At 50.8% G+C, this 20,685-nt stretch carries 22 protein-coding genes; 15 read left to right on the top strand and 7 right to left on the bottom strand.

All coding sequences use genetic code 11. From position 1 onward, the window contains the following. The first annotated feature begins 331 nt into the window (after positions 1-331). Positions 332-2,500, top strand: a complete 2,169-nt coding sequence (locus U5K34_RS15110; protein ID WP_322569235.1) for a putative bifunctional diguanylate cyclase/phosphodiesterase — start codon at positions 332-334, stop codon at positions 2,498-2,500. Positions 2,501-2,534: 34 nt separating this feature from the next. On the opposite strand, the gene U5K34_RS15105 is transcribed toward U5K34_RS15110, so the two are convergent. Next, complete coding sequence (locus U5K34_RS15105) at positions 2,535-3,602, bottom strand: thioredoxin family protein (RefSeq protein WP_322569234.1); 1,068 nt, start codon at positions 3,600-3,602, stop codon at positions 2,535-2,537. Positions 3,603-3,945: 343 nt separating this feature from the next. On the opposite strand from U5K34_RS15105, the gene U5K34_RS15100 reads away from it, so the two are divergent. Next, a complete protein-coding gene (locus U5K34_RS15100; protein ID WP_322569233.1) occupies positions 3,946-5,190 on the top strand; it encodes an EAL and HDOD domain-containing protein in 1,245 nt (414 codons plus the stop codon). A gap of 3 nt (positions 5,191-5,193) precedes the next feature. Here the strand turns inward: U5K34_RS15100 and U5K34_RS15095 are convergent, their stop codons facing one another. After that, positions 5,194-5,754, bottom strand: a complete 561-nt coding sequence (locus tag U5K34_RS15095) for a DedA family protein (protein WP_322569232.1) — start codon at positions 5,752-5,754, stop codon at positions 5,194-5,196. 224 nt (positions 5,755-5,978) lie between these two features. On the opposite strand from U5K34_RS15095, the gene U5K34_RS15090 reads away from it, so the two are divergent. The 7 genes from U5K34_RS15090 to U5K34_RS15060 all read left to right on the top strand — a co-directional run bounded on the left by U5K34_RS15090 (position 5,979) and on the right by U5K34_RS15060 (position 12,736). Then, positions 5,979-6,806, top strand: coding sequence for a sirohydrochlorin chelatase (locus U5K34_RS15090; RefSeq protein ID WP_322569231.1), 828 nt, complete (start codon positions 5,979-5,981; stop codon positions 6,804-6,806). A gap of 58 nt (positions 6,807-6,864) precedes the next feature. Continuing rightward, positions 6,865-7,440: a chalcone isomerase family protein gene (locus tag U5K34_RS15085; RefSeq protein ID WP_322569230.1), complete on the top strand. Its 576-nt coding sequence runs from the start codon at positions 6,865-6,867 to the stop codon at positions 7,438-7,440. 279 nt (positions 7,441-7,719) lie between these two features. Beyond that, a complete protein-coding gene (locus U5K34_RS15080) occupies positions 7,720-8,052 on the top strand; it encodes a TusE/DsrC/DsvC family sulfur relay protein (RefSeq protein ID WP_322569229.1) in 333 nt (110 codons plus the stop codon). A 225-nt stretch (positions 8,053-8,277) separates the two neighbouring features. After that, positions 8,278-9,501, top strand: coding sequence for an HDOD domain-containing protein (locus U5K34_RS15075; protein ID WP_322569228.1), 1,224 nt, complete (start codon positions 8,278-8,280; stop codon positions 9,499-9,501). 222 nt (positions 9,502-9,723) lie between these two features. Beyond that, positions 9,724-10,533: an FkbM family methyltransferase gene (locus U5K34_RS15070; protein WP_322569227.1), complete on the top strand. Its 810-nt coding sequence runs from the start codon at positions 9,724-9,726 to the stop codon at positions 10,531-10,533. Between the two features lie 35 nt (positions 10,534-10,568). Beyond that, positions 10,569-11,294, top strand: coding sequence for an MFS transporter (locus U5K34_RS15065; protein ID WP_322569226.1), 726 nt, complete (start codon positions 10,569-10,571; stop codon positions 11,292-11,294). A 212-nt stretch (positions 11,295-11,506) separates the two neighbouring features. Further along, a complete protein-coding gene (locus U5K34_RS15060) occupies positions 11,507-12,736 on the top strand; it encodes an OmpP1/FadL family transporter (protein ID WP_322569225.1) in 1,230 nt (409 codons plus the stop codon). 154 nt (positions 12,737-12,890) lie between these two features. Here the strand turns inward: U5K34_RS15060 and U5K34_RS15055 are convergent, their stop codons facing one another. Then, positions 12,891-13,328, bottom strand: coding sequence for a hypothetical protein (locus U5K34_RS15055; protein WP_322569224.1), 438 nt, complete (start codon positions 13,326-13,328; stop codon positions 12,891-12,893). Here U5K34_RS15055 and U5K34_RS15050 point away from each other — a divergent pair. After that, positions 13,313-14,149, top strand: a complete 837-nt coding sequence (locus tag U5K34_RS15050; protein WP_322569223.1) for a phosphate/phosphite/phosphonate ABC transporter substrate-binding protein — start codon at positions 13,313-13,315, stop codon at positions 14,147-14,149. The genes U5K34_RS15055 and U5K34_RS15050 overlap by 16 nt on opposite strands. A 135-nt stretch (positions 14,150-14,284) precedes the next feature. Beyond that, the gene (locus U5K34_RS15045; protein ID WP_322569222.1) at positions 14,285-15,082 is read left to right on the top strand and encodes a hypothetical protein; all 798 of its coding nucleotides are present in this window, start codon (positions 14,285-14,287) and stop codon (positions 15,080-15,082) included. A 2-nt stretch (positions 15,083-15,084) separates the two neighbouring features. Here the strand turns inward: U5K34_RS15045 and U5K34_RS15040 are convergent, their stop codons facing one another. The 3 genes from U5K34_RS15040 to U5K34_RS15030 all read right to left on the bottom strand — a co-directional run bounded on the left by U5K34_RS15040 (position 15,085) and on the right by U5K34_RS15030 (position 16,961). Continuing rightward, positions 15,085-15,405 carry a hypothetical protein gene (locus U5K34_RS15040; protein WP_322569221.1) on the bottom strand — a complete coding sequence of 107 codons (321 nt, stop codon included), beginning with the start codon at positions 15,403-15,405 and terminating at the stop codon, positions 15,085-15,087. Positions 15,406-15,523: 118 nt separating this feature from the next. After that, positions 15,524-16,321 carry a transglutaminase family protein gene (locus U5K34_RS15035; RefSeq protein ID WP_322569220.1) on the bottom strand — a complete coding sequence of 266 codons (798 nt, stop codon included), beginning with the start codon at positions 16,319-16,321 and terminating at the stop codon, positions 15,524-15,526. 301 nt (positions 16,322-16,622) lie between these two features. After that, positions 16,623-16,961: a hypothetical protein gene (locus U5K34_RS15030; RefSeq protein ID WP_416224118.1), complete on the bottom strand. Its 339-nt coding sequence runs from the start codon at positions 16,959-16,961 to the stop codon at positions 16,623-16,625. A gap of 156 nt (positions 16,962-17,117) precedes the next feature. On the opposite strand from U5K34_RS15030, the gene U5K34_RS15025 reads away from it, so the two are divergent. From U5K34_RS15025 to U5K34_RS15010, 4 genes are all read left to right on the top strand, one after another. Further along, positions 17,118-18,020 carry an AraC family transcriptional regulator gene (locus tag U5K34_RS15025; protein WP_322569218.1) on the top strand — a complete coding sequence of 301 codons (903 nt, stop codon included), beginning with the start codon at positions 17,118-17,120 and terminating at the stop codon, positions 18,018-18,020. A 247-nt stretch (positions 18,021-18,267) separates the two neighbouring features. Further along, complete coding sequence (locus U5K34_RS15020; protein ID WP_322569217.1) at positions 18,268-18,498, top strand: sulfurtransferase TusA family protein; 231 nt, start codon at positions 18,268-18,270, stop codon at positions 18,496-18,498. 16 nt (positions 18,499-18,514) lie between these two features. Then, positions 18,515-18,997, top strand: coding sequence for a sulfur carrier protein DsrE2 (dsrE2, locus tag U5K34_RS15015; RefSeq protein ID WP_322569216.1), 483 nt, complete (start codon positions 18,515-18,517; stop codon positions 18,995-18,997). 75 nt (positions 18,998-19,072) lie between these two features. Next, entirely contained in the window at positions 19,073-19,819 is a 747-nt protein-coding gene (locus U5K34_RS15010) for a peroxiredoxin-like family protein (protein WP_322569215.1), read from the top strand. Between the two features lie 18 nt (positions 19,820-19,837). Here U5K34_RS15010 and U5K34_RS15005 read toward each other — a convergent pair whose 3' ends face one another. Beyond that, the gene (locus tag U5K34_RS15005; protein WP_322569214.1) at positions 19,838-20,434 is read right to left on the bottom strand and encodes a TetR/AcrR family transcriptional regulator; all 597 of its coding nucleotides are present in this window, start codon (positions 20,432-20,434) and stop codon (positions 19,838-19,840) included. Between the last annotated feature and the right edge of the window lie 251 nt (positions 20,435-20,685).

Genomic DNA, 20,685 nt, shown 5'->3' with positions numbered 1-20,685 from the left:
GCAGCGCGGAAGCGAATCAACAACACATTTTCAGACTGGGTTTTAACCGGAGAAAAAGGTTTATCATAAAATGAACGTTAACTATAATGTCTTGTTGTCAGGTCTTTGTGTTAAATCTTGTGCTGCGCCATAAAACCCCTGTTCTTAAGAGGCGCGATCAGCCGCAAGATGAACAGCTCCCCCGAACAACCAGACCCCAGGGCTGAATTCACCAGGCGTTTTGTTGCAAATAGGTTATCTGTAAGTCTGCTGACTCTATCTAACTGCACGATAACAATACATTAAAGAAATAAAATCACCCTGCGAATGCGTGGCGATAAGTATTGTTAACATGGTTAGTAGCCGTATCAGACCGGGGAAAATTGATAGTAAAGGGGCTGTATATACATCAGAAATGTATCCGGATTTATATTTAATGAATAACTCAACAACGTTGCCTGTCGAAGAACTCTACAACAATGCCCTCAATAGTCTTGGGGAAGGTGTAATTATTATCGATCCGGAAGGTCGTGTCGTCTGGATGAACAGACAGGCGGAGTTGATGCTTGGTTGGCAGGGCGACGAATTGTCCGGAGTACTTCTCCATGATGCTGTCCACTATCAAAAATCGGATGGTTCAGCCTATTCTTTTGATGAGTGCGATATCTACCTTTCACTGAAAAATCAGGTGTTACGTCGAAATATTGATGACGTATTTACTCGAAAAGACAGCAAGTTGATCCCGGTGAGTCATGTAACTACGCCAATGCTTCAGGATGGGAAATTGATTGGACTGACTCTGGCCTTTCACGATATTACCGAGCGTAAAAAAGCCGAGAAGGAACTTCGGCTCCAGAGTACTGCACTGTCTTCTGCTGCTAATGCTGTCTTTATTACCGATAAAAACGGCAACATAGAGTGGGTTAACAAGGCCTTTGAAAAAATGAGCGGATTCAGCGGCGCAGAGGTTTTGGGGAAAAATCCACGGGTACTCAATTCCGGTCAGCATGAAGAAGATTATTACCGGCATATCTGGTCAACGATACTCTCTGGTGAGGTATGGCGCGGAGAACTCGTGGAACGTCACAAAGACGGACATTTCTATACTGTGGAACAGGTTATCACGCCGATTATTGAATCAGGAAGAATTACTCACTTTGTCGCTATTCATGAGGATATCAGTGAGAACAAGCAGGCTCAGGAAAGGATTCGTTATATGGCTTTATACGATGTTCTCACAGGACTTCCTAACCGGGCGTATATGCGTGAACATTTAGAGCAGGCATTGGCCTCTGCCGACCGGAATGAGAAGTTGCTGGGTGTAATGTTCCTGGATCTGGACAGGTTCAAGTTTGTTAATGACAGTCTGGGGCACAATACAGGTGATAAACTTCTGCAACAGGTGGCTTCGCGTTTACGACGTTGTGTTCGCAGAAGCGATACGGTTGCTCGCTTCGGAGGGGACGAGTTCGTCATAATTCAAAGTGATATTGAGCATATAGATAATAGTGCAACGATGATCGAAAAAATTGTCAACGAGCTATCCAGGCCCTTTAGCATCGAAGGAAATGAGGTGCATACAGGTGTCTGTATCGGTGTGACAATTTATCCGTTTGATGACGGGGATGCTGATGCGTTGCTCAAGCATGCTGATATGGCTATGTACCGTGCCAAGTCGGCAGATTGTAACTCCTGCCAATTTTTCGATATGGATATGCAGAAGGAGATGGAAAGGCGCATAGCACTGGATCAGGCCTTGCGACAGGCGATCTTACAAAATCAATTATATTTGGTTTATCAGCCTCAGATAAATATTAATACACGTGGTATCGTGGGGGTAGAGGCGTTGATACGCTGGGAACATCCGGAGTGTGGTGATATTTCACCGGGTGAGTTTATCCCGATTGCAGAATCGACTGGAATTATCAGGGAAATTGGCGAGTGGGTGTTAAGTACTGCCTGTAAGCAGGCTGCAGAGTGGAAAAATAAGGGTTTTTATGGATTTCGGATTGGAGTCAACGTATCCGTATATCAGTTGCGAGATAGTAGTTTTGTACAGACCGTCGACAGAATACTGAATAAGTATAATATTAGTGGGCAATGTTTGGAGTTGGAGCTGACCGAGAGCATGCTTATGGATAATGTTAAGGATGCAATCTCAACAATCCAGGGACTACATGATCTTGGTATCAGTCTGGCAATCGATGATTTTGGTACCGGGTACTCATCTCTGAGCTATCTTAATCAGTTGCCGGTACATCGTATAAAGCTGGATCGATCCTTTGTGAAGGAAATCGATACAAACGTGGACTCAGGAGCTATAGCCGGTGCTGTAGTCCAACTCGGCCACAGCCTGGGACTGGATGTTCTGGCAGAAGGTGTGGAGCGTGAAGAACAATTATATTACCTGCAAAATCTGGGGTGTGACACTGTACAGGGATTCTATCTCTGTCAACCACTGAAGTCAGAGGAGTTTGAGCAGTTTTTAATGCAACAGGTGCATATTAAAGCCATTTCGTAAACGGAAAAATGATCTTGTATAGACAGTTTATGTCTTATTCAAATCCCGCTTTCTGGCGCCCTTTGTGCTGCCGCCATAACTGGTATGTTTCATAATCCTGGTAGGCGCCCGACAAAACGTACTCGAGTACGTTTTTCAAACGATAAAGCCAGACCACGGAATTGATACGGATGATCTCCTTACCCTCTTCATCGAAGAATATAATGGTTGGGAAATAATACAGCTCCAGTTCGTCGGCCCATTGTCGGGAGGTTGTTTTTAGTCCGTCCGGCGTCACGAGCCTGGTTTTAGACTGCGTATTTAGCTGAACCGCATCCATCTTATTTAGATTATTCGTTATGACTTCATTGCTTAATGGGCCTGCATGCAGCACATCGCAGGCATGGCAGCGGGGTTGCTCGAAAAAGACTGCCAGTGGTCTGTTTGCAGGGATGATGCTTCTGTTCAGAATGTAAGGTTCTGGCATGAACGATTCATGCTGGTTGAGATGTTCCTTTCCATAATTGTCCGCCATTTCTGCGCGGGAGAGATACTCGCTAAATGATTCTTTTTCATAATGTCTGTCGCTGACATACTCCAGTGCTGCGCGAAATTTGTACGGAGGATGATAGCCTTGCAGCTTAAGAACGATTTCTTTTTGGTTGTTATAGAAAAGCAAAGATGGTGTGAAGTTGGTTTTATGTTTTACTGAAAATTCCTTTTCCTCGTAGACGTGACCATCGACTGTGGTGATATTTCGAGAGCCTTTTACGTCGATGGCTATTACATCAAATCTTTCCCGGGTATATTTTACAATATCCGGGTCGCCCCAGTTTATCTCGAGGTGTGCCTTGCAATAGGGGCAATGTTTCTGGCCAAAATAAACGATTAATCCGTCCTTGCCACTGGCCACGGCTTCATCAATGTCATCATAAAGGTCCAGAAAGCTCAGCTTGAACCAGTCGGGAAGGACAATAGGCTCTTCAAGAGGTTTGTCTATAAAACGGCTGATTTGATTTGTCTGCGCAGATAGTTCGCTGACACAGCCGATACAAAGCAGCAAAAACAGTCCCGGGGAGAGCTGTCGGCTTACGCGTGCCAATACTGCCTGTGCGCTAATCACTGCTTTACCTTAGTATCTCTGTCAGGTTTTGTCGGATGATTATGACGGTCCTGTGTATAATATAAGTGAAAACCCCTACCTTACTCCAGGATGGCCAGTAGTTACTGGGGAAATTTATTATTTTTTTTAACTGCCTGGAGACCTGCGTGGCATTAGATCAGGCTGGTATAACTCCTCACCGCTGATGATGAGTCAGTACTTGTCGTATTTGAAGACTATCATAAACCGGGTAATGCATGTGGACCTCGTCTGACCGATTTATGCTAGCATATTAATCAGGATGCTCAAGCTGTGACAGGGCGTGTCGATATATAAACAAAAAATGTGACAGGTTAACCAGAGCATGCCAGGCGATAATTCAGAAGACTCCGCTGCGGCGACACCACAAAATGTCTATGTCGGTCGCCAGCCAATTTTCGATCGAAAACTTAATGTCTATGCTTATGAGCTCCTGTATCGGCCTCAGGGACAGATAAACAATGCCGGCGACAAGCTGGATAGTGAGCAAGCGACAACTACCACGATTATCAATACGTTTATGGAAATCGGGCTTGACAGGCTGGTGCTGAATAAACTGGCCGCTATTAATTTAACGGAAAAATTTCTGCTTGATGAGAGTCGTATTCCCTTTCAGCCGGGAAGTGTTATTCTCGAGATTCTGGAAGATGTCGAGGTGACCCCGAAACTGGTTGCTGCAGTTACCCGGCTGTCGGAATCAGGCTATACCATTGCTCTGGATGATTATCTGTACAAGCCATCACATGCCCCGCTTCTGCACCTGGCGGATATTATCAAGATCGATGTTCAGGCGCTCTCGCGCGATGAGATTCAGAAACATGTAAATGTTCTGAAACAGTATAAGGTCAGTCTGCTGGCCGAGAAAATTGAAACCCCCAAGGAATTTTTATTCTGCTCGAATCTCGGCTTCGAGTATTTCCAGGGTTACTTTCTGAGCCGCCCCCAGATCATTTCTTCCGAGAGCCTGCCGACCAACCGGTTGACGATCATGAATCTGCTTGCAGTATTGCATGATCCCGATTCGGAAAACGAGGATCTGGCGGAGGCGATAAACACAGATGTGACCACCAGCTACAAGCTGCTGAAAATGATCAATTCGGCGGCTTTTAATTTGCCACGTAAAATCGAGTCAGTCCAGCAGGGTGCTATGCTGCTTGGTCGCCGCAAGCTCTCGGGCTGGGCATCGATGCTGGCACTCAGCCAGCTCGACGATCGTCCGACAGAGATACTGCGCACTGCCATGACCCGGGCCAAGATGTGCGAGCTGCTTGCCGATGCTGCCGGTATCAAACCTGCGGACAGTTTTTTTACAGTGGGAATGTTCTCCGCCCTGGACCTGCTGATGCAGAGACCATTGCCAAAATTACTGGAGCCTTTGCCACTTAGCGATGAAATTACCAGCGCCCTGCTTTACCACAAGGGGCAACTGGGTGAGGCGCTCAGTTGTGTCATGGCCTACGAAGTGGCGGACTGGGCGAACGTTCAATTTTCCCGACTGTCAACCGAGGATATTCTCATTGCCAATATCGAGGCAGTGACCTGGTCCAATATGATAATTGACACCTTATAGGTGTTATGGGGAACGCATACGGTGGCGTGCATAGAGGCCGACGACCAGCAGACCAACCACAATCATGGCACCAGCCAGCCAGAGCTGATAGTCCTCCACATTATCCAGTAGTTTTTCCGCCCCCTTGCCCAGTACATAGCCGGCCCAGGACACAGCTATCCCCCAGATCGTTGCAGGTATCAGATCCAGCAAGGTAAAACGCAGATAGCTGATATTGGTCATGCCAAGCGCGAAGGGGGTGATTGCGCGCAAACCGAACAGACCCCGGTATCCCAGAATAATGAGCGTATCGTGACGCTCAAGCAGTTTACGTATGCGTTGTACTCGCGATTGCCAGCCCGGTCGGTTGTTCAGTACCTGACGACCCTTTAGCCGGCCAAGCAGGAAAAAGAACTGGTAAGTCAGAATCGACCCGAATACCGAGGCGGTCATGACCCAGGGTAATTTCAGTAAACCCTGGTGGGCGAGAAATCCCGCGGTCAGGACGATGGCCTCGCCCTCGACAAAAATGCCGACCATAATGGCCAGGTAGCCGTAGGTGGCGATTGCCGATTCAAGTGTCATAGCCGGGGCAGTCTCCAGTACTTCTATTAAGCATGGCAGATTACGAGTTTTTAGCCTGTTTTTAAACCACACGAAATGCGAGTTTAACATGCAAGACCTGGAAAAAATCAGGGTTTCCCCGGGTGGTGTGTTGACTGTTTCAATCCGGTCAATTATGCCGGGCAGGACTTTGCACGCCAGTTGGAACTGGTAATATGACAATATCTTGATAAACAACATTTGAGATGATGATGCCGGTGTACTTGCTTGTCGATAATGGGTCCAAACAACCCGATGCCACATTATATTTGCGCTGCCTGGCTGCCCAGCTGAGCGAGCATACCGGTGAGTTGATCCATCCTGTATCTTTGCAGCATGCTGATGCGATCCCTGCTGCGGAGCTGGCTGGAACGCCAGCTGATGTACTCCAAGGTTTTCTGCGTAGACAATTGGAACAGGATGAGCGGGAGTTTGTGGTGCTGCCACTGTTTTTTGGGGTGAGTCGTGCGATTACTTCGTTCATTCCCGACGAGGTGGCCAGGCTGAAATCGGAATATCCGGATTTAAATGTCAAGGTGGCGCCGGTTACCTGGCCTTTGCCTGAAGGTGAACCGCGTCTGGCACAGATTGTCTTCGAGCATATTCAACAGGCCAGGGAAATAAGTGGACCGGATGCTCAGGTTGTGCTGGTAGATCACGGTTCACCAACCCCGAAGATTACCGAAGTTCGCCGTAATATTGCCCGGATGTTAGAGCAGCAGCATGCCCTGGGTGTGGAGCAGGCAGTAATGGAACGACGCGAGGGGAAGGAATATGATTTTAATGGTGATCTGTTAGCAAATTGGCTGCGGGATAAGGCCGAACAAGGTCTTACCCGTGTCATTATAGCAATGTTGTTCTTTCTCCCCGGCCGTCACGCCGGGCCACGAGGAGATGTACAAGAAATCTGCGACAGTGTGGTGAAAGATTATCCCCGGCTGAATTACACCATTACGCCTCTTATAAGCACGCATCCGTTGCTGCTGGATATTCTCCGAGATCGACTTATGGCCACGAACCAGTTTGTAATCTGACAAGACAGGCAACATAAACGGGTAACCTGCATTGCTGACATTGAGTTAGGGAAGTGTGATGAGAAAAGTAACCATAAGCATGTTGATGTCAATATTATATCTGTTTAGCGCTTCGATTTATGCGCTGAATGCCAAGGGTGTGGAAATTCCGGAGGTGGTTACACAGGACGGTTCACAGCAGGAACTGGTGCTGAATGGCACGGGGGTGCGTGGCAAGTTCATTTTTGATATCTATGTGGGAGCCTTGTATCTGGTGAAACCTTCTGACGACGCGATACAAATCATGTCGGATTCTTCACCAAAGCGTGTGATGATGCATTTTTTGTATAACGAAATAAGTGAGAATAAAATGCATTCTGCATGGCGAGAAGGGTTCGAGGATAATTTGGATGATGTGGAATACGCGGAGATTGAAGAGGAAATTGATAAATTTAATTCGGCTTTTGGCGATACAGTGAAAGATGATGTCGTGGTGATCGATTTTTTGCCCGACAGTACGACCCGGGTCAAAATTAACTGTTCGCAAAAGGTCATAATCGAAAGCCCCGGTTTTCAGCGTGCACTGTTATCTATCTGGCTGGGGGACTCACCAATTGATAGCAGCCTTAAAAGCGGGCTGCTGGGGCGGCAATAACCATTTTATATCCTGGTATGAATCGACTCCTTGTCGTCGTGATAATGAAACAATCCGGTATGTTATGCACTTCATAAAGTCACAAAGGTGCTTGAATAAGAAATATCCTGCTAAATCAGTACATCGGCTTTATGTATGAGAAGTTTCACCAAAAATGTGACATTGAAATCGTGAGATAAACAGGCTGCATAAATGTTGTTCTCGTCTATACTTATTGTAGAACAGACCAATAATTAATATCCCGCGCTGATCGGCGGTGAATTCCGCAAGGAGGACCTGATGACAGCTGCGATAAACACCCCCATGATGCCGGAGCTGGATGAAGACGGCCTGATTGTCGATCCACTGCAGTGGACGGAAGAGACCGCCAGGGTAATCGCCCAAGAGCTGAATGTTACCCCGCTAACCGAAGATCACTGGCTGGTGATTTACAGCCTGCGGGATTATTTCATAAAGTTCGGAGCAGCTCCGGCGATGAATACTGTATGTCATCGTCTTGGCAAGGATAAATTCTGGATTCACGAACTGTTTCAAAGTTGTCTTAATGCCTGGCGCATATCAGGGTTGCCCAATCCCGGTGAAGAAGCCAAGTCATACTTAAGTGATATGTAAAAAATGCAACATGCAAGCTGTTTATAAATCACAAGGCCAGGTACGATTTAAAAATCTCATCCTTTTTTTGATGTTATAATTTCCATTGATCGGGCAACCAGGTCCGGATTATCTGCGCGGGATGGGTTGGTTCCTGTAAGTGGATTCCTTTATAATTAACCAGATAAATTCTGTAATCATAGTTTGCAGAGTCTCCCCTGTCCTGTTTCTTATGGTGTGTCATACATGGCGGATGAAAAAACCGTTGTCAGGCTTTTGCTTTCCCTGGATGATCTTGATGGTGTCGGGGATGTGGGGCTGCTTGACATTGCACGCAGCGCCAGGATCGAACATCTGTATAAAGGCGAAAAACTGTCGGCTGATGAACACCTGGATCGACATGTTTATCTGATCGAGGGTGAAGTCAAACTATTGTCAGAAAACAAGCTGATGGGGCAGGTAAGTGAAGGAACGAAGCGGGCGAAATTATCTCTGTTCCGGGTCCACACTCATGGTCTCTATGCCTTATCTATCCGTGATTCGATACTGTTATCGCTGGACGAGAGTACCTATAAAAATTACGTGGCTCAAAAAAACGAGAAACGTGATAATGGCATCCAGGTTGAAGAATATATCCAGGATGATGAGGATTCGAGTCTTATACGCGAAGTTGATAAAGCGTTCAGTCACAAAGAAGTGGATCTGCCCAGTTTGCCGGAAATAGCCCGGCGAATTTACAAAGGGCTGGATGAAGACGACCTCTCTGTGGATACGGTAGTCGAGCTTTTACAGGGAGATCCTGTGATTGCGGCACGTGTTGTACAGGTTGCCAATAGTTCACTCTATGGGGCCGCTAACATAAAAAATATCCGTGGTGCCGTTAACCTAATCGGTTTTAATAGTATATATACTATTGTTATGAGTGTCGTGTTGCGCGATCTTTATGTGCCGAGTAGCGATAGTATCAGAAAACGGATGAGACGGTTTTATTTCCACAGCATTCGTGTCGGTGCCATAGCGCATGCCTTGTGTGATAAGTTGGATGGTTTTGATTCAGATTATGCCTTTCTCGCAGGCCTGTTACATGACATAGGTGTTTTACCGCTTTTGATTCAGGCTGATAAACGCGAAGCATTCGAAACCAATCAAAGCTTGCTGGAAACTATGCTTCAAGAGCTGGCCCCGTCCGTGGGAAAACGCCTGCTGGATCGCTGGGGATTTGATTCCGAATTGATCATGGTTGCAAGCGAATGTGAAAACTGGAATCGGGTACCGGCTTCTCCTGACTATTGTGATGTGATTCAGGTCGCCCAGTTACATTGCGCCTTGTTAGGAGGCGTTAAACTCGATTCTCCACCGCTTAATCAACTTCCCGCATTTGAGCGTCTGGGATTGGATAAAATCGACCCATTGCAAGTTGTCAGGCAAGCCAAAGGTGAAGTTAACGAGCTTATTGGCCTGCTGGCATGAACCATTGATGGTTTACCGGCGCGAGCCGGGTACCCTGGCGTTCTATAACTTTGACCGTAGTTCCGCTCAGATAGCTATAGAATGCCCGCTGTCGGTATGCAACCGTTGGAAAACGCCGTACAACCTCATGTATAGTAGTGGAATTGGCCGATTTAGATCCCCGGTATCAGGCGACAGGCCGGCAAGTCGAAGGGCGCCGGGACGCTCGAAGGAGAGACATTAATGAAATTGAAGAACTTGATACAGATACTCGGTTTCAAAGGCAAGCCCAGGCATTACCGCTACAAAGTGACCGATTACACCGTCGGGAATGACATAATCCACTATGCACAATGGCTGCACCCCGGGGAATCTACCAAGAAAATCAATACCGAGCTGGTTGATTCCTATAAAGAATATGTTGGCGAAGGTGATTTTTGTATTGATATAGGCGCTCATTCCGGCGATACGGCTTTGCCTATGGCTATTGCCGCAGGGAAATCGGGTTGTGTTCTGGCGCTGGAGCCCAATCCTTTTGTTTATCATGTGCTGGAAAAAAATGCGCGTGCAAACACTCACGTAGGTAAAATCGATACCATCATGGCGGCAGCCTCTGGTGAAGATACATTTATTGAATTTGAGTATTCCGATTCGGGGTTCTGTAACGGCGGTCGTCATGAAGGAATATCTGTATTAAAACATGGCCACCCGTTCAAGCAGGAAGTGTTTTGTGTGAATCTCGAGAAAGAATTGCGAGAGGATTATGCTGACTATTTGCCGCGCCTTAAATTTATCAAGGTTGATACCGAAGGCTATGATCTGTATGTCCTCAAGGCAATCGAAAGCATTCTTGGCGAGTTTAGGCCGGTTATCAAGGCCGAAATTTACAAAAAAACAGACGAGCAATACCGGATAAACTTGCTGGAGCTTTTTCATAAATACGGGTATGTTGTTCGCAAGATTACCAATGAACCTCTGGATACTGGTGCCGAGTTGACCCTTAATAATCTGGATGTCGGTAAACACTATGATGTGTTAGCCTCGCAGCCCTGACTGATGCGCATGTAATCTGTCTGCCAGGTTGGTTGGTGAACAGTGGGGCGCCGAACAGGTTCTGGTTGCTGGGCGGATTGACTCTTTTTGCCTTGCTGTTGTTACAGGAACAGCCGCCATCACACGGACATAGCCGGCTGGGGAAGCTGCTGCGAGCCTTGCCGCAAAATCGTCGCCTCTTTTTATCCTATATTTTCACTTTTGTGGATCGACTCACCGTGGGCTTTATCGTCTCCACCCTGTCGCTCTATCTGAGCAGTGTTATCGGGCTGGGCGCGGCGATGATCGGCCTCGTTATGGCGCTGTTTCTGGTTCCCTTTTCCCTGCTGACTTACCCGGCCGGATTGCTGTCGCAGCGCTGGAATCCCATGCTGATGATGCTGGGGGGCAGCACGGCCTACGGCGTCATGCTCACGGCGATCGGTTTTGCCCCCGGTAACGCGATTCCCTGGCTGATGTTCGCCGGGGGGATTACCGCCTCCGTGATGTACGCACCGTCGCTGGTGCTGGTGGCTGAACTTTCCCGGCCACAACACCGGGCACTGGCGATGAGCGGTTTTAACTTCGCCGGGTCGCTCGGGTTCGTGCTGGGACCGCTTTGCGGCGGGGCGCTGCTGGCGTGGTTCAGCCAGACGTCATTGCCGGCCTATCCCATGGCGTTTCTGGTGATCGGCGGTCTGGAAGTCTTCTGTGCGCTCCTGTTTTTGCCACTGGCCCTGCGCTGGTCACGCACAGGGCGACAGGCTCCCGGGTCCGGTTGATTGGCCCGCTGGGCTGATATTGAGTGAGGGCATGAGGCCGGCCTGTCCGGCTATTGCAGGAGCTTGCGAACCACCCCCTCAATAAGTAAGTTTATTAGAATATTTTCAATTTCTATTCATCTTGCGGTAACATGCGCGCTGCCCGAGCCGGGCGGTTGTGAGTTACCAGGGAGGTAACTTGTTGTTGTTAATAAGAAAATAGTGAGTCTGTTATGAAACCTACCCGCAACTCCCTGCGCATCGCCGCACTGGCGACCGCTTTTGTCTTTGTCTCCTTGTCCGCCCATGCCACCAATGGTTATCAGCTGATCGGCATCGGTAGTTATCAGAAGAGTCTCGGCGGCGCCGTGACCGCCAATCCCGGCAGCGCGATGACCGCCGTTTCCAACCCGGCCGGCATGGCCCGCGTCGGTGCCCGGGCTGACTTCTCCATGGAAGCGTTCATGCCGGATCGTCCGGTCGACTTCACCGCCTCGGGCGGGAACGTGGCCGACAGTGCCGTCGATATCTATGGTGTGCCGGCCATCGGCTGGACGGCCCCGACCTCCGAGGGCAGCGAGGTCTATTTCGGTGGCGGGATGTACGGCACCTCCGGGATGGGCGTGGATTATGCGCCGACCACCACCATGCCAGGTCAGGACTGGGACGGTTACAGCAATGTTTCCTTCTGGCAGATGGCCCCCGGCTTTGCCTGGAACGTGAACGAGCGCTACAGCGTGGGCGTGACTCTGAACCTGGATTATCAATCGATAGCATTCAAGCAGCGAGACTCATTCCGGAATATCAACTTTGATCTGGCACGCGGCGCCAGCGGCTTTGGTCTCGGTTTCGGACTCGGGCTGCTGTACGATGTGAACGACCAGCTGACTGTGGGCTTTAATTATAAATCCAAGCAGCATTTCAGTCCGATGGAATATCAGCTGGCCGAAGGTGACATCAGTAGCGGGGGCAGTGACTTTGCAGCCGGAACGTACAAGCTGGATCTCGACTTTCCGCAGCAGGCAGCCGTCGGTCTGGCGTATCGCGCCAATGAGAATCTGACTGTTTCGGCGGATCTCAAGTGGATTAACTGGTCGGATACCATGGACAAGCTGTCGGTTACCGGCCCGGGCGGTGAATTTCCGATGGACCCGGGCTGGGACGATCAGACGGTCTATGCCCTGGGTGTCTCCTACGGAATCACTGAGCGGGTGACCCTGCGTGCCGGGTATAACTATGCCGAGTCGCCGATTGGCGATAGCCAGGCGGGGAATAATCTGTTGCTGCCGGCGATCGTCGAAACGCACTATACAGTCGGTATGAACGTATTGCTGAATAACCACTGGGAGCTGGCCTGGCACTACATGGAAGTTCCGGAGAAAACGCTGACCGATCCCACCAGCGGAGCGAAGATCAGTCTTGCCGAACAATCCTTTGGATTCAATATCGGTTACCGATTCTGAGATCGTGTCCCGGAGACCCGTGTAATAATGCATGGGTCCCCGGGGCGTGATCAGTACAGGTTATCCTGTATTGGAATCAGACAAAAAATAACCCGGCATAGACGGGTTCAAGCATCGAGAGATGTAATTGTTGTTGTCAGCAGGGTATGTTTGATTAGCTGGCCATGGATCGAATTTCTTCGATGACACTGGCTTGTTGCTGCCGGCTGGTCGCTTCCTGGAGAAGTTTGTCATTTTTCTGACGAAATTGCTTGAGCGTGGCCTCATCGAACTGGATTTCCTCACCGGGTTTGACATGAAGCCGCTCGTAGCCCAATTGGTTCATCACATCCCCGACGACTGACTCAATAATCCGGGGATCGTCTTCGCACATTTCCCTGGCAAATTTTCTGGAATTGGTGGACATGATGGGCTGTACGACGTTTTTCTGCAGTGTGCTCGAGCCGGCGGCATTCTTCTTAACGGATCCACTGGTTCCGAATGCCCATGCAGGGAGCCAGACCGCAATCCCTTTTCCCGGTGAGGGTGATTTGTTAGCATTCAGCCACCCCCCAATCCTTAAAGCTGGAAGTCCTGATGCGTCATTATGCACGTTACCTCGTCCTTTTGGGACTGCTAGCCATTGGCCTGATACTCTTTATTGCCGGCGCGCCCAGAGTCGTGATTATCGGTATCGTGCCCCAGCATTCTTCCACCGTGCTGTCCCGGCAATGGAACCCGATTCTGCGTTATCTGAGCGAGGAAACCGGTTACTGGCTGGTATTCAGGCCCGCGCCCAGCATTCCGGCATTTGAAGAGCGCCTGTTCAATGGTCGCTATGACATTGCCTATATGAATCCCTATCATTATGTGGTGGCCCGTGAGCAGGTTGGCTACCAGGCATTTGCGCGACAGAAAAACGAGCGCATTCAGGGTATTATGGTGGTGCATCGGGATGCGCCATTCAACAACCTTGTTGAGCTTGCTAACCGGACACTGGCCTTTCCCTCTCCGCACGCATTTGCCGCCAGTATTTTGACCCGCTCCCATCTCAAAAAGGCCAAAATCCCGTTCGTGGCGAATTATTTGAGTTCCCATGACAAGGTATACCGCAGTGTCGCCTATGGCCATTATCCGGCCGGTGGCGGTATTATGCGCACCCTGGACCAGGTCAGTCCCTCCATTCGTCAACAGTTACGGGTTTTGTGGAAGTCCAACGAATATACGCCACACGCCATCGCCGCACATCCGGATCTGGAACCCGATTTTCTCTATCGATTACAAGAGGCAATGGTCAAGATGTCGCAATCAGAGGAAGGCCGACAGTTGCTTGCGGGCATTGAATTTGAGGGCATTGTTACCGCGCAAGATAGCGACTGGGACGATATTCGTCAGTTAAATGTGGAAGCTGTTACGAACAATTCGGTTCACTAAAATATCAGCACTGCCAGTAATAATAAAATCCTCAAAAAATGGTTCTGGGGCATGATGTGTTGATCAAGTTCTATCGGTCAACTATGTTGATAGTTGTGTATGTAAACTAAACAGCACTCATTCGGGTGGTTTAAGATGAAAAAAGTGATACTCAGCCTTGTCGCCCTGGTAGTGATTGCGATCATTGCCGGTATTTTTTATGTGCTGACCAACCTTGATTCGATTGTCAAGGCGGCGATCGAAAAATACGGTTCGCAGGCAACGCAAACCGCTGTTCAGGTCGACAGGGTGCGGATCAAGCTTGGCGAAGGCGATGGGGCTATCTTCGGTCTCACCGTCGCCAATCCAAAAGGCTTTGAACTACGTCATGCCATCTCGCTGGGCGAGACGGGGATCGGGATCGATCTCAAGTCGATCAGGGAAGAACCGTATGTAATTAACCATATTACGGTACGTGATCCGAGAGTTTTCTTTGAGGTCAACGCGAATAAAAAGACCAATTTGAATGAATTGAAAAAGAATCTCACAGCCGGTCAGCCGTCCGCGAAACAGGACAAACCTGCAGACAAAACGTCCGCAGAACCGAGATTGATCATCCGGCGGATCACCTTCGAGCAGGGCCGGATTGATGCGAAAGTGACGCCGCTCGATAAAGATTACGAACTCAACCTTCCCAATATCAATATGACCGGCCTGGGCGGTAGTCAGGGGGCAACAGCGAGCGAATTGGCAAAAGAAATATTGCAGCGACTGATGGACGCCGCCCGGAACGAGGTGAAAAAGAAAGGTATCGATGCCGAACTGGACAAGCTCAAGGCCGGCGCAAAAGCGCGGGTGGAGGAAGAGAAAACCCGGCTGAAGGATGAGGCGGACAGCAAAATCGAGGAAGAAAAACAGAAAGCGGAAGATAAACTCAAGAACTTGTTGCGCTAGTGTTACTCAAAACGGTGTCTGACTTCTATCGTGCTGGTTGGTGGTAGCAGAAGATTGTCGGCACAGTTTGTGGGATAACCATAAAACTCGCGCAGATAATGATACAGGCTCCGGCCTTCCTGGCGCAGCTGATGCTCCAGTTGCTCCATGCTGCGACGGGCAAGTTGTCGGGCCTTTTGCTGCGGCAGATGAATCGTAAAGCGATTACAATCGGCACGAAAGCCGGCGGCCAGTAACTCGCGATGCAAACAGTCCCATATATTCTGTGTTTCCTCATAGGGATGGGTGTCGTAATCCAGTTCGACTTCGATGGTATAAAACATAACGGTATCCTCACTGAATGGAGGATTAGCGTATCAACCCGAGCTGAATTGAGGCTGAATCTGCCAGCGAGCGTCTTTTCAGCGCCCTGATTTAACCCGTGAGGTGGAGGCTGGTGTGTCAGCCAGGGGGGACATCGAGAAGTGCAACCTGAACCTGCATGTCACTGAAGGTAGCCGGCGGGCCGAACTGGGTGTAGATCGCCACATCCGCCGCGTCGCGTCCGTAGGCCACGGCAAGCCGGCCGCCGCGCAACGTACTTTCGGTCGGATCAAAAGTGTACCAGTGATTGTCCACATAGGCCTCGAACCAGGCATGCATGTCCATGGGTTCCAGGGCATGCAGATAACCCACCACCAGGCGTGCGGGGATACTGAGTGCGCGGCACAGGGCAATGCCCAGGTGCGAGAGATCGCGGCAAACCCCCTCGCCTTGCAGATTGATCTCGACCGCCGAGAGGGGAAAAGCGCTGGTCCCGGGTGCATAGCGAATCGACTTGCGTAACCATTGATTAATCCGCGCGACCTGATCGTAGCCCAGCGGCAGTCCCTCGACGATTTCCCGCGCCATGGTGCCGAATTTGTCCGATTCACAATAACGGCTTGGCAGCAGGTACATGAGTACGCTGTCGGGCAGATCCGGAATTTCGACGAATCCCCCGCCCGGGGCTTCTTCCAGGTTGTCACGGGTAATGACATCAGCGGAGGTGCGTACGTAAAACTCCCCCGCCGGCGCAATCAGGCGCTGGCAGAGATTACCAAAAATGTCTGTGTACTCCTGGACCGGTACCACGGGGGCGAAGGTATAACTTTCCCGCGCAATCCACTGCCGCAGCCCGCTGCGGGCGCGTAGCATGAGAATCAGCGGCGTGGGATAGGCCAGTTGGAATTCAAGATTGCAGGTTGTTCGCATCCACATTCAGGAGCCTCGATCGGGTTGGACGGGATTGAATGTCTTGCCGTTGACTAATGTGACAGTGACAGTATAGAAGGAATCGCGCTCGTGATACTACCGTTACGTTATCACCGGCGACGAAGCGATCGAAGTGTTATTAGTCTGAGTGAGAGTTTCGATCAGGACGAGCAGGTGAGAGAGGAAAACCGTGCTATGAACCAGGAGAGCCCCGTAACCCTGTAAAACCGGATTATCGGCCGGACCCTCCCTGTCCGGCGCGATAACAGGATTGTTGCATCTCACCTTTTTTACAGGTGATGCGGGGTTATTTGTCCGTTTTCACATTATTGACTTCATACCAGGGTGTCGGGTTGATCGGGCAGCGATAACGAAAACCGTTCTCACTGATCTCGATCACGGTGCTTTTGGTTTGACCCGGGTCCAGGGGGAACATGCCGATGGTTTCATGGGTCACATTGTCCTGCAGCTGAAATCCGACGACCTTGCCGGCCTTGTTGCTCACGACAAATTTGTATTTGCCGGGTTTGAGACTGGCCAGGGTTTCCTGGGCGGCAAAATAGCCGTTGTACTCATCCAGATGGATCGTCGTGACGCCATCGGTCGTAGTCGGTGTGGCCGCCAGTGCCGGCGTGGTGAATCCCATAACGGCCAGAAGGGCCAGGGTAGTGAATAGCGATTTCATAAAAGTCTCCTTGTTGAATTGACAGGAGGAATATTAGTCCTGGATAATTGGATTAACTATGCCTGAAAGTCCGAAAATTATGTTTATTCATCCAGAAGTCACGGCTAGAATGGACTAATGGATGCGCTGAGTGAAATTCTCCATGCGACCCGGCTCAATGCCCGGGTGTTTTTACATTCCCGATTCTGTGGTCAGTGGGCGGTCGATACCTCGGGAACCCGGCAGGCAACGTTTCATGTGGTGGCGCGCGGCAATGCCTGGCTGCACAGGCCGGATCGGACGCACCCGGAGCCGTTGCGCGGTGGGGATCTGGTGGTGTTTCCGCACGACGCGGCGCATGTCATCTCCAACAGCGATACGCCGCCCGGACCTGCGGTGCCTCGCAACCAGCCGGCGCCAGCGGGGTCCGAGGGATCTTCCACGAGCCTGATCTGTGGTTATTTTGAGTTTGGTGAACAGCGTTGGAACGCGTTGCTTGAGAGCATGCCGGATTACCTGGTGATCCGTAACGAGCAGATGGGCGGCACCGGGCATATGTCGAGCCTGATCGATTTTATGATCGCCGAGGCGGAAACCGGGCAGCAAGGTGCCGATGCGGTGATCAATCGCCTGTCGGATACTCTGTTCATTCAGGTGGTGCGCAGCTATGTGGCCCAGGTCAGGCCTGCGCGAGGACTGGTGGCCGCCCTGGCGGACACGCGCCTGGCACGGGGACTGAATGCCTTTCATCAGCAACCGGCGGCAAACTGGTCGGTGGCCACGCTCGCCCGGCAGGCCGGTATGTCCCGTTCGGCCTTTGCCGCCCGTTTTCAGCAGATTATCGGCCAGACACCGTTGCACTATATAACGCAGTGGCGCATGCACCGCGCCTATGATTTGCTTGCCACCACCGACTACAGTACCCGCCGGGTGGCCGAACAGTGCGGCTATCAGAATGAGGCCGCTTTCGCCAAGGCCTTCAAAAGGCAGTTCGAGCTCGGGCCGGGGGCGGTGCGTCGGCAGAGTCGATTTCACCAGTAAGGTACGGCTTCCGGATTTCGCCGGCGGGACATGTCGGCGGGGTATCCGGGGCCGACAGTTGGACCGCAAGTCACTGTTTTCTCATTAGTTTATTTCCGCCTCCACGGGCTGACAGGCGCCATTGGCAAAAGAAATGTCATCCGGTACTTGAATGATCGCTCAACTAAAGCTAGAGTTAAGCCAATTATTGAGCGATCGTTCACAAATAACGTTCGCACTGGCGATAACCCAATGTAAGGAGGAGCTTATGGCCACTTTTGATCAGGAACTGGACGCCAAAGGGCTCAATTGTCCGTTGCCGATTCTGCGTGCCAAAAAGTCGATTGCGCAAATGGCCTCCGGTCAGGTGTTGCATATCGAGGCCACCGATCCGGGGTCGGTCAAGGATTTTGAGGCCTTTGCCAAACAAACCGGGAATGCACTTCAGGAGTCGCGTGAGGAAAACGGGACATTTCACTTTTTGATTCAAAAGGCCTGAGAGCGGGAGATTAACCATGAGTGATGAAAAGAAACTGGCGATTATCGCCACCAAGGGGACGCTGGACTGGGCGTATCCGCCGTTTATTCTGGCCTCCACTGCCGCGGCGCTGGGCTATCAGGTACAGATATTTTTTACCTTCTATGGCCTGCAACTGCTGCGCCGGAATCTGGATCTGAAGGTCTCGCCCCTGGGCAATCCCGGCATGCCCATGCCGCTGGGAATGGACAAATGGTTTCCGGTACTGGGTACCGCGATTCCCGGCATGCAGTCGATTATGACCTCGATGATGAAAAGCAAACTCAAGAGCAAGGGCGTGGCCAGCGTGGGCGATTTGCGCGAGATGTGTCTTGAGTCGGATGTGAAAATGATCGCCTGTCAGATGACCGTTGATCTGTTTGACATGGAACAGAGCAGCTTTATCGACGGCATTGAGTATGGCGGTGCGGCAATGTTTTTCGAGTTTGCCGGCGAGTCCGATATCTGCCTGTTTACCTGATATCGGCTTTTGTAAAAAGCACTGCCCTGCGATTGAGGGGCAGTCTATACGCATTGACGTGAAAAAGGATGCAATATGCACATGATGTATCAAGTGGTACTGCCTGCCTTTCTGTTCGCCGTCCTGACGATGCCGCCGGCGGCGATGGCGGCCGAATCCGTTCCCAGCTATGAACAGGCGCGGGAACAATTTGAAGCCGAACGCAGGCAAACATCGAACGGACCGAAGCTGAGCCCTGAAGATCGGCAGATCATGCAACAGGCCGGCGAGGATCTGGCCGCCAGCATGCCGGATCCAGGGCTCGAAGTGGGCAAGAAAGCGCCGGACTTTGCTCTGCCCAATGCCTTTGGCAAGTCAGTCAGCCTGTACAAACAGCTGGAAAACGGGCCGGTTGTGCTGGTCTTTTATCGCGGCGCCTGGTGTCCTTATTGTAATCTTCAGCTGCATACCCTGCGCGAAAGCCTGCCGGCAATCGAAGGCGAGGGCGCGCAGTTGATCACCGTGACGCCGCAGAAGCCGGACAAATCGCTGGAACAGGTGAAAAAAGATGATTATCCATTCGAGATCCTGAGCGATCTGGATAGCTCGGCAATGAAAGCCTACAACCTCTATTTTGAGGTTCCGATCGAACTGGTGGATGTCTACCGGCGTAATTTCGGACTCGATCTGGCCGACTATAACGGTGATGGTCGCTATGTGTTACCGGTGCCGGCTACCTATATTATCGACCGCGAGGGAATCATCCGGGCGGGAGCCGCCGATGTGGATTACAAGGAACGCATGGAACCGGCGGCCATTGTCGAGGCCCTGAAGCGGCTCTAGCGAGCGCCGGCCCACGGTTCAATGCCGGGTGGGGCCACCAAGGGCGTAAAACAGATTGTCGATGATCTCATGCAGCATTGGTGCCTCGGGACGGGTCTTGTGATACACGCGCAGTCCGTAGATACCGGCAATCAGCAGGCGCGCCAGCGCTTGCGGATCCCGGCTGGTATCCAGCTCGCCACGGGATTGAGCTTCCTGCAATATGTGTGCAAATTCAGTTTCCACCTCGGCGAACATGTCGCTCACACGCCGGTTGATCTCCGTATCCTCGGCCGGCGTTTCAAGCAGCGTGTTGACCAGCAAACAACCTTTATTCTCCGGGTCGCAAACCATCTCTTCGATCAACATATCGAAAAAAGCGCGCAGTCGTTGCAACGGTGGGTCGTCATTATGCAGGCAGGACTGGATCCGCTCGCGGATGCCGCTGAAGTAGGCGTCCAGGGCGGCAATAAACAGGCTACGTTTGTTCTGAAACGTGCCGTACAGACTGCCCGGTTGCAAATGCGTTGCGGCAGTCAGATCCTTGACCGAGGTGGCGTGATAACCCTGACGCCAGAAGACGCTCATGGCGCGGCGCAGGGCTTCATCGCGATCGAATTCTATGGGACGTGGCATTATCCTGTCTCACTGTTGGTGCTTTGCCGGGTGCCGTCAGTATCGGCGTAAACATCATCAAGCGCAAAATCAAATACTGGCTTGCTTCAAACTCGCCCGGAGGAAAGGATGGTAAGTTTAGTCATACTATATAAAGCATGATAGCAATATTTGAATAATCGTTCAAGTATAGCTATGCTGGGTCAATATTGAATCGTGACTTAAAATCAGCCGGGGGCCAGCATGCGCCCCTCTGACAGCACAGAAGCAGC

The sequence above is a fragment of the Thiohalophilus sp. genome, assembly GCF_034521165.1.
Taxonomy (GTDB): domain Bacteria; phylum Pseudomonadota; class Gammaproteobacteria; order UBA6429; family Thiohalophilaceae; genus Thiohalophilus.
This window is presented reverse-complemented; position numbering and strand designations above follow the sequence as displayed.

Coding starts and splice junctions, on each gene's coding strand:
- dsrE2 (WP_322569216.1), top strand. CDS start 18,515: ATGAGTGATGAAAAGAAACTGGCGATTATCGCCACCAAGGGGACGCTG.
- U5K34_RS15095 (WP_322569232.1), bottom strand. CDS start 5,754: ATGACACTTGAATCGGCAATCGCCACCTACGGCTACCTGGCCATTATG.
- U5K34_RS15035 (WP_322569220.1), bottom strand. CDS start 16,321: ATGTGGATGCGAACAACCTGCAATCTTGAATTCCAACTGGCCTATCCC.
- U5K34_RS15040 (WP_322569221.1), bottom strand. CDS start 15,405: ATGTTTTATACCATCGAAGTCGAACTGGATTACGACACCCATCCCTAT.
- U5K34_RS15020 (WP_322569217.1), top strand. CDS start 18,268: ATGGCCACTTTTGATCAGGAACTGGACGCCAAAGGGCTCAATTGTCCG.
- U5K34_RS15010 (WP_322569215.1), top strand. CDS start 19,073: ATGCACATGATGTATCAAGTGGTACTGCCTGCCTTTCTGTTCGCCGTC.
- U5K34_RS15005 (WP_322569214.1), bottom strand. CDS start 20,434: ATGCCACGTCCCATAGAATTCGATCGCGATGAAGCCCTGCGCCGCGCC.
- U5K34_RS15070 (WP_322569227.1), top strand. CDS start 9,724: ATGAAATTGAAGAACTTGATACAGATACTCGGTTTCAAAGGCAAGCCC.
- U5K34_RS15050 (WP_322569223.1), top strand. CDS start 13,313: ATGCGTCATTATGCACGTTACCTCGTCCTTTTGGGACTGCTAGCCATT.
- U5K34_RS15110 (WP_322569235.1), top strand. CDS start 332: ATGGTTAGTAGCCGTATCAGACCGGGGAAAATTGATAGTAAAGGGGCT.
- U5K34_RS15090 (WP_322569231.1), top strand. CDS start 5,979: ATGATGATGCCGGTGTACTTGCTTGTCGATAATGGGTCCAAACAACCC.
- U5K34_RS15030 (WP_416224118.1), bottom strand. CDS start 16,961: ATGGGATTCACCACGCCGGCACTGGCGGCCACACCGACTACGACCGAT.
- U5K34_RS15100 (WP_322569233.1), top strand. CDS start 3,946: ATGCCAGGCGATAATTCAGAAGACTCCGCTGCGGCGACACCACAAAAT.
- U5K34_RS15080 (WP_322569229.1), top strand. CDS start 7,720: ATGACAGCTGCGATAAACACCCCCATGATGCCGGAGCTGGATGAAGAC.
- U5K34_RS15075 (WP_322569228.1), top strand. CDS start 8,278: ATGGCGGATGAAAAAACCGTTGTCAGGCTTTTGCTTTCCCTGGATGAT.
- U5K34_RS15060 (WP_322569225.1), top strand. CDS start 11,507: ATGAAACCTACCCGCAACTCCCTGCGCATCGCCGCACTGGCGACCGCT.
- U5K34_RS15045 (WP_322569222.1), top strand. CDS start 14,285: ATGAAAAAAGTGATACTCAGCCTTGTCGCCCTGGTAGTGATTGCGATC.
- U5K34_RS15085 (WP_322569230.1), top strand. CDS start 6,865: ATGAGAAAAGTAACCATAAGCATGTTGATGTCAATATTATATCTGTTT.
- U5K34_RS15025 (WP_322569218.1), top strand. CDS start 17,118: ATGGATGCGCTGAGTGAAATTCTCCATGCGACCCGGCTCAATGCCCGG.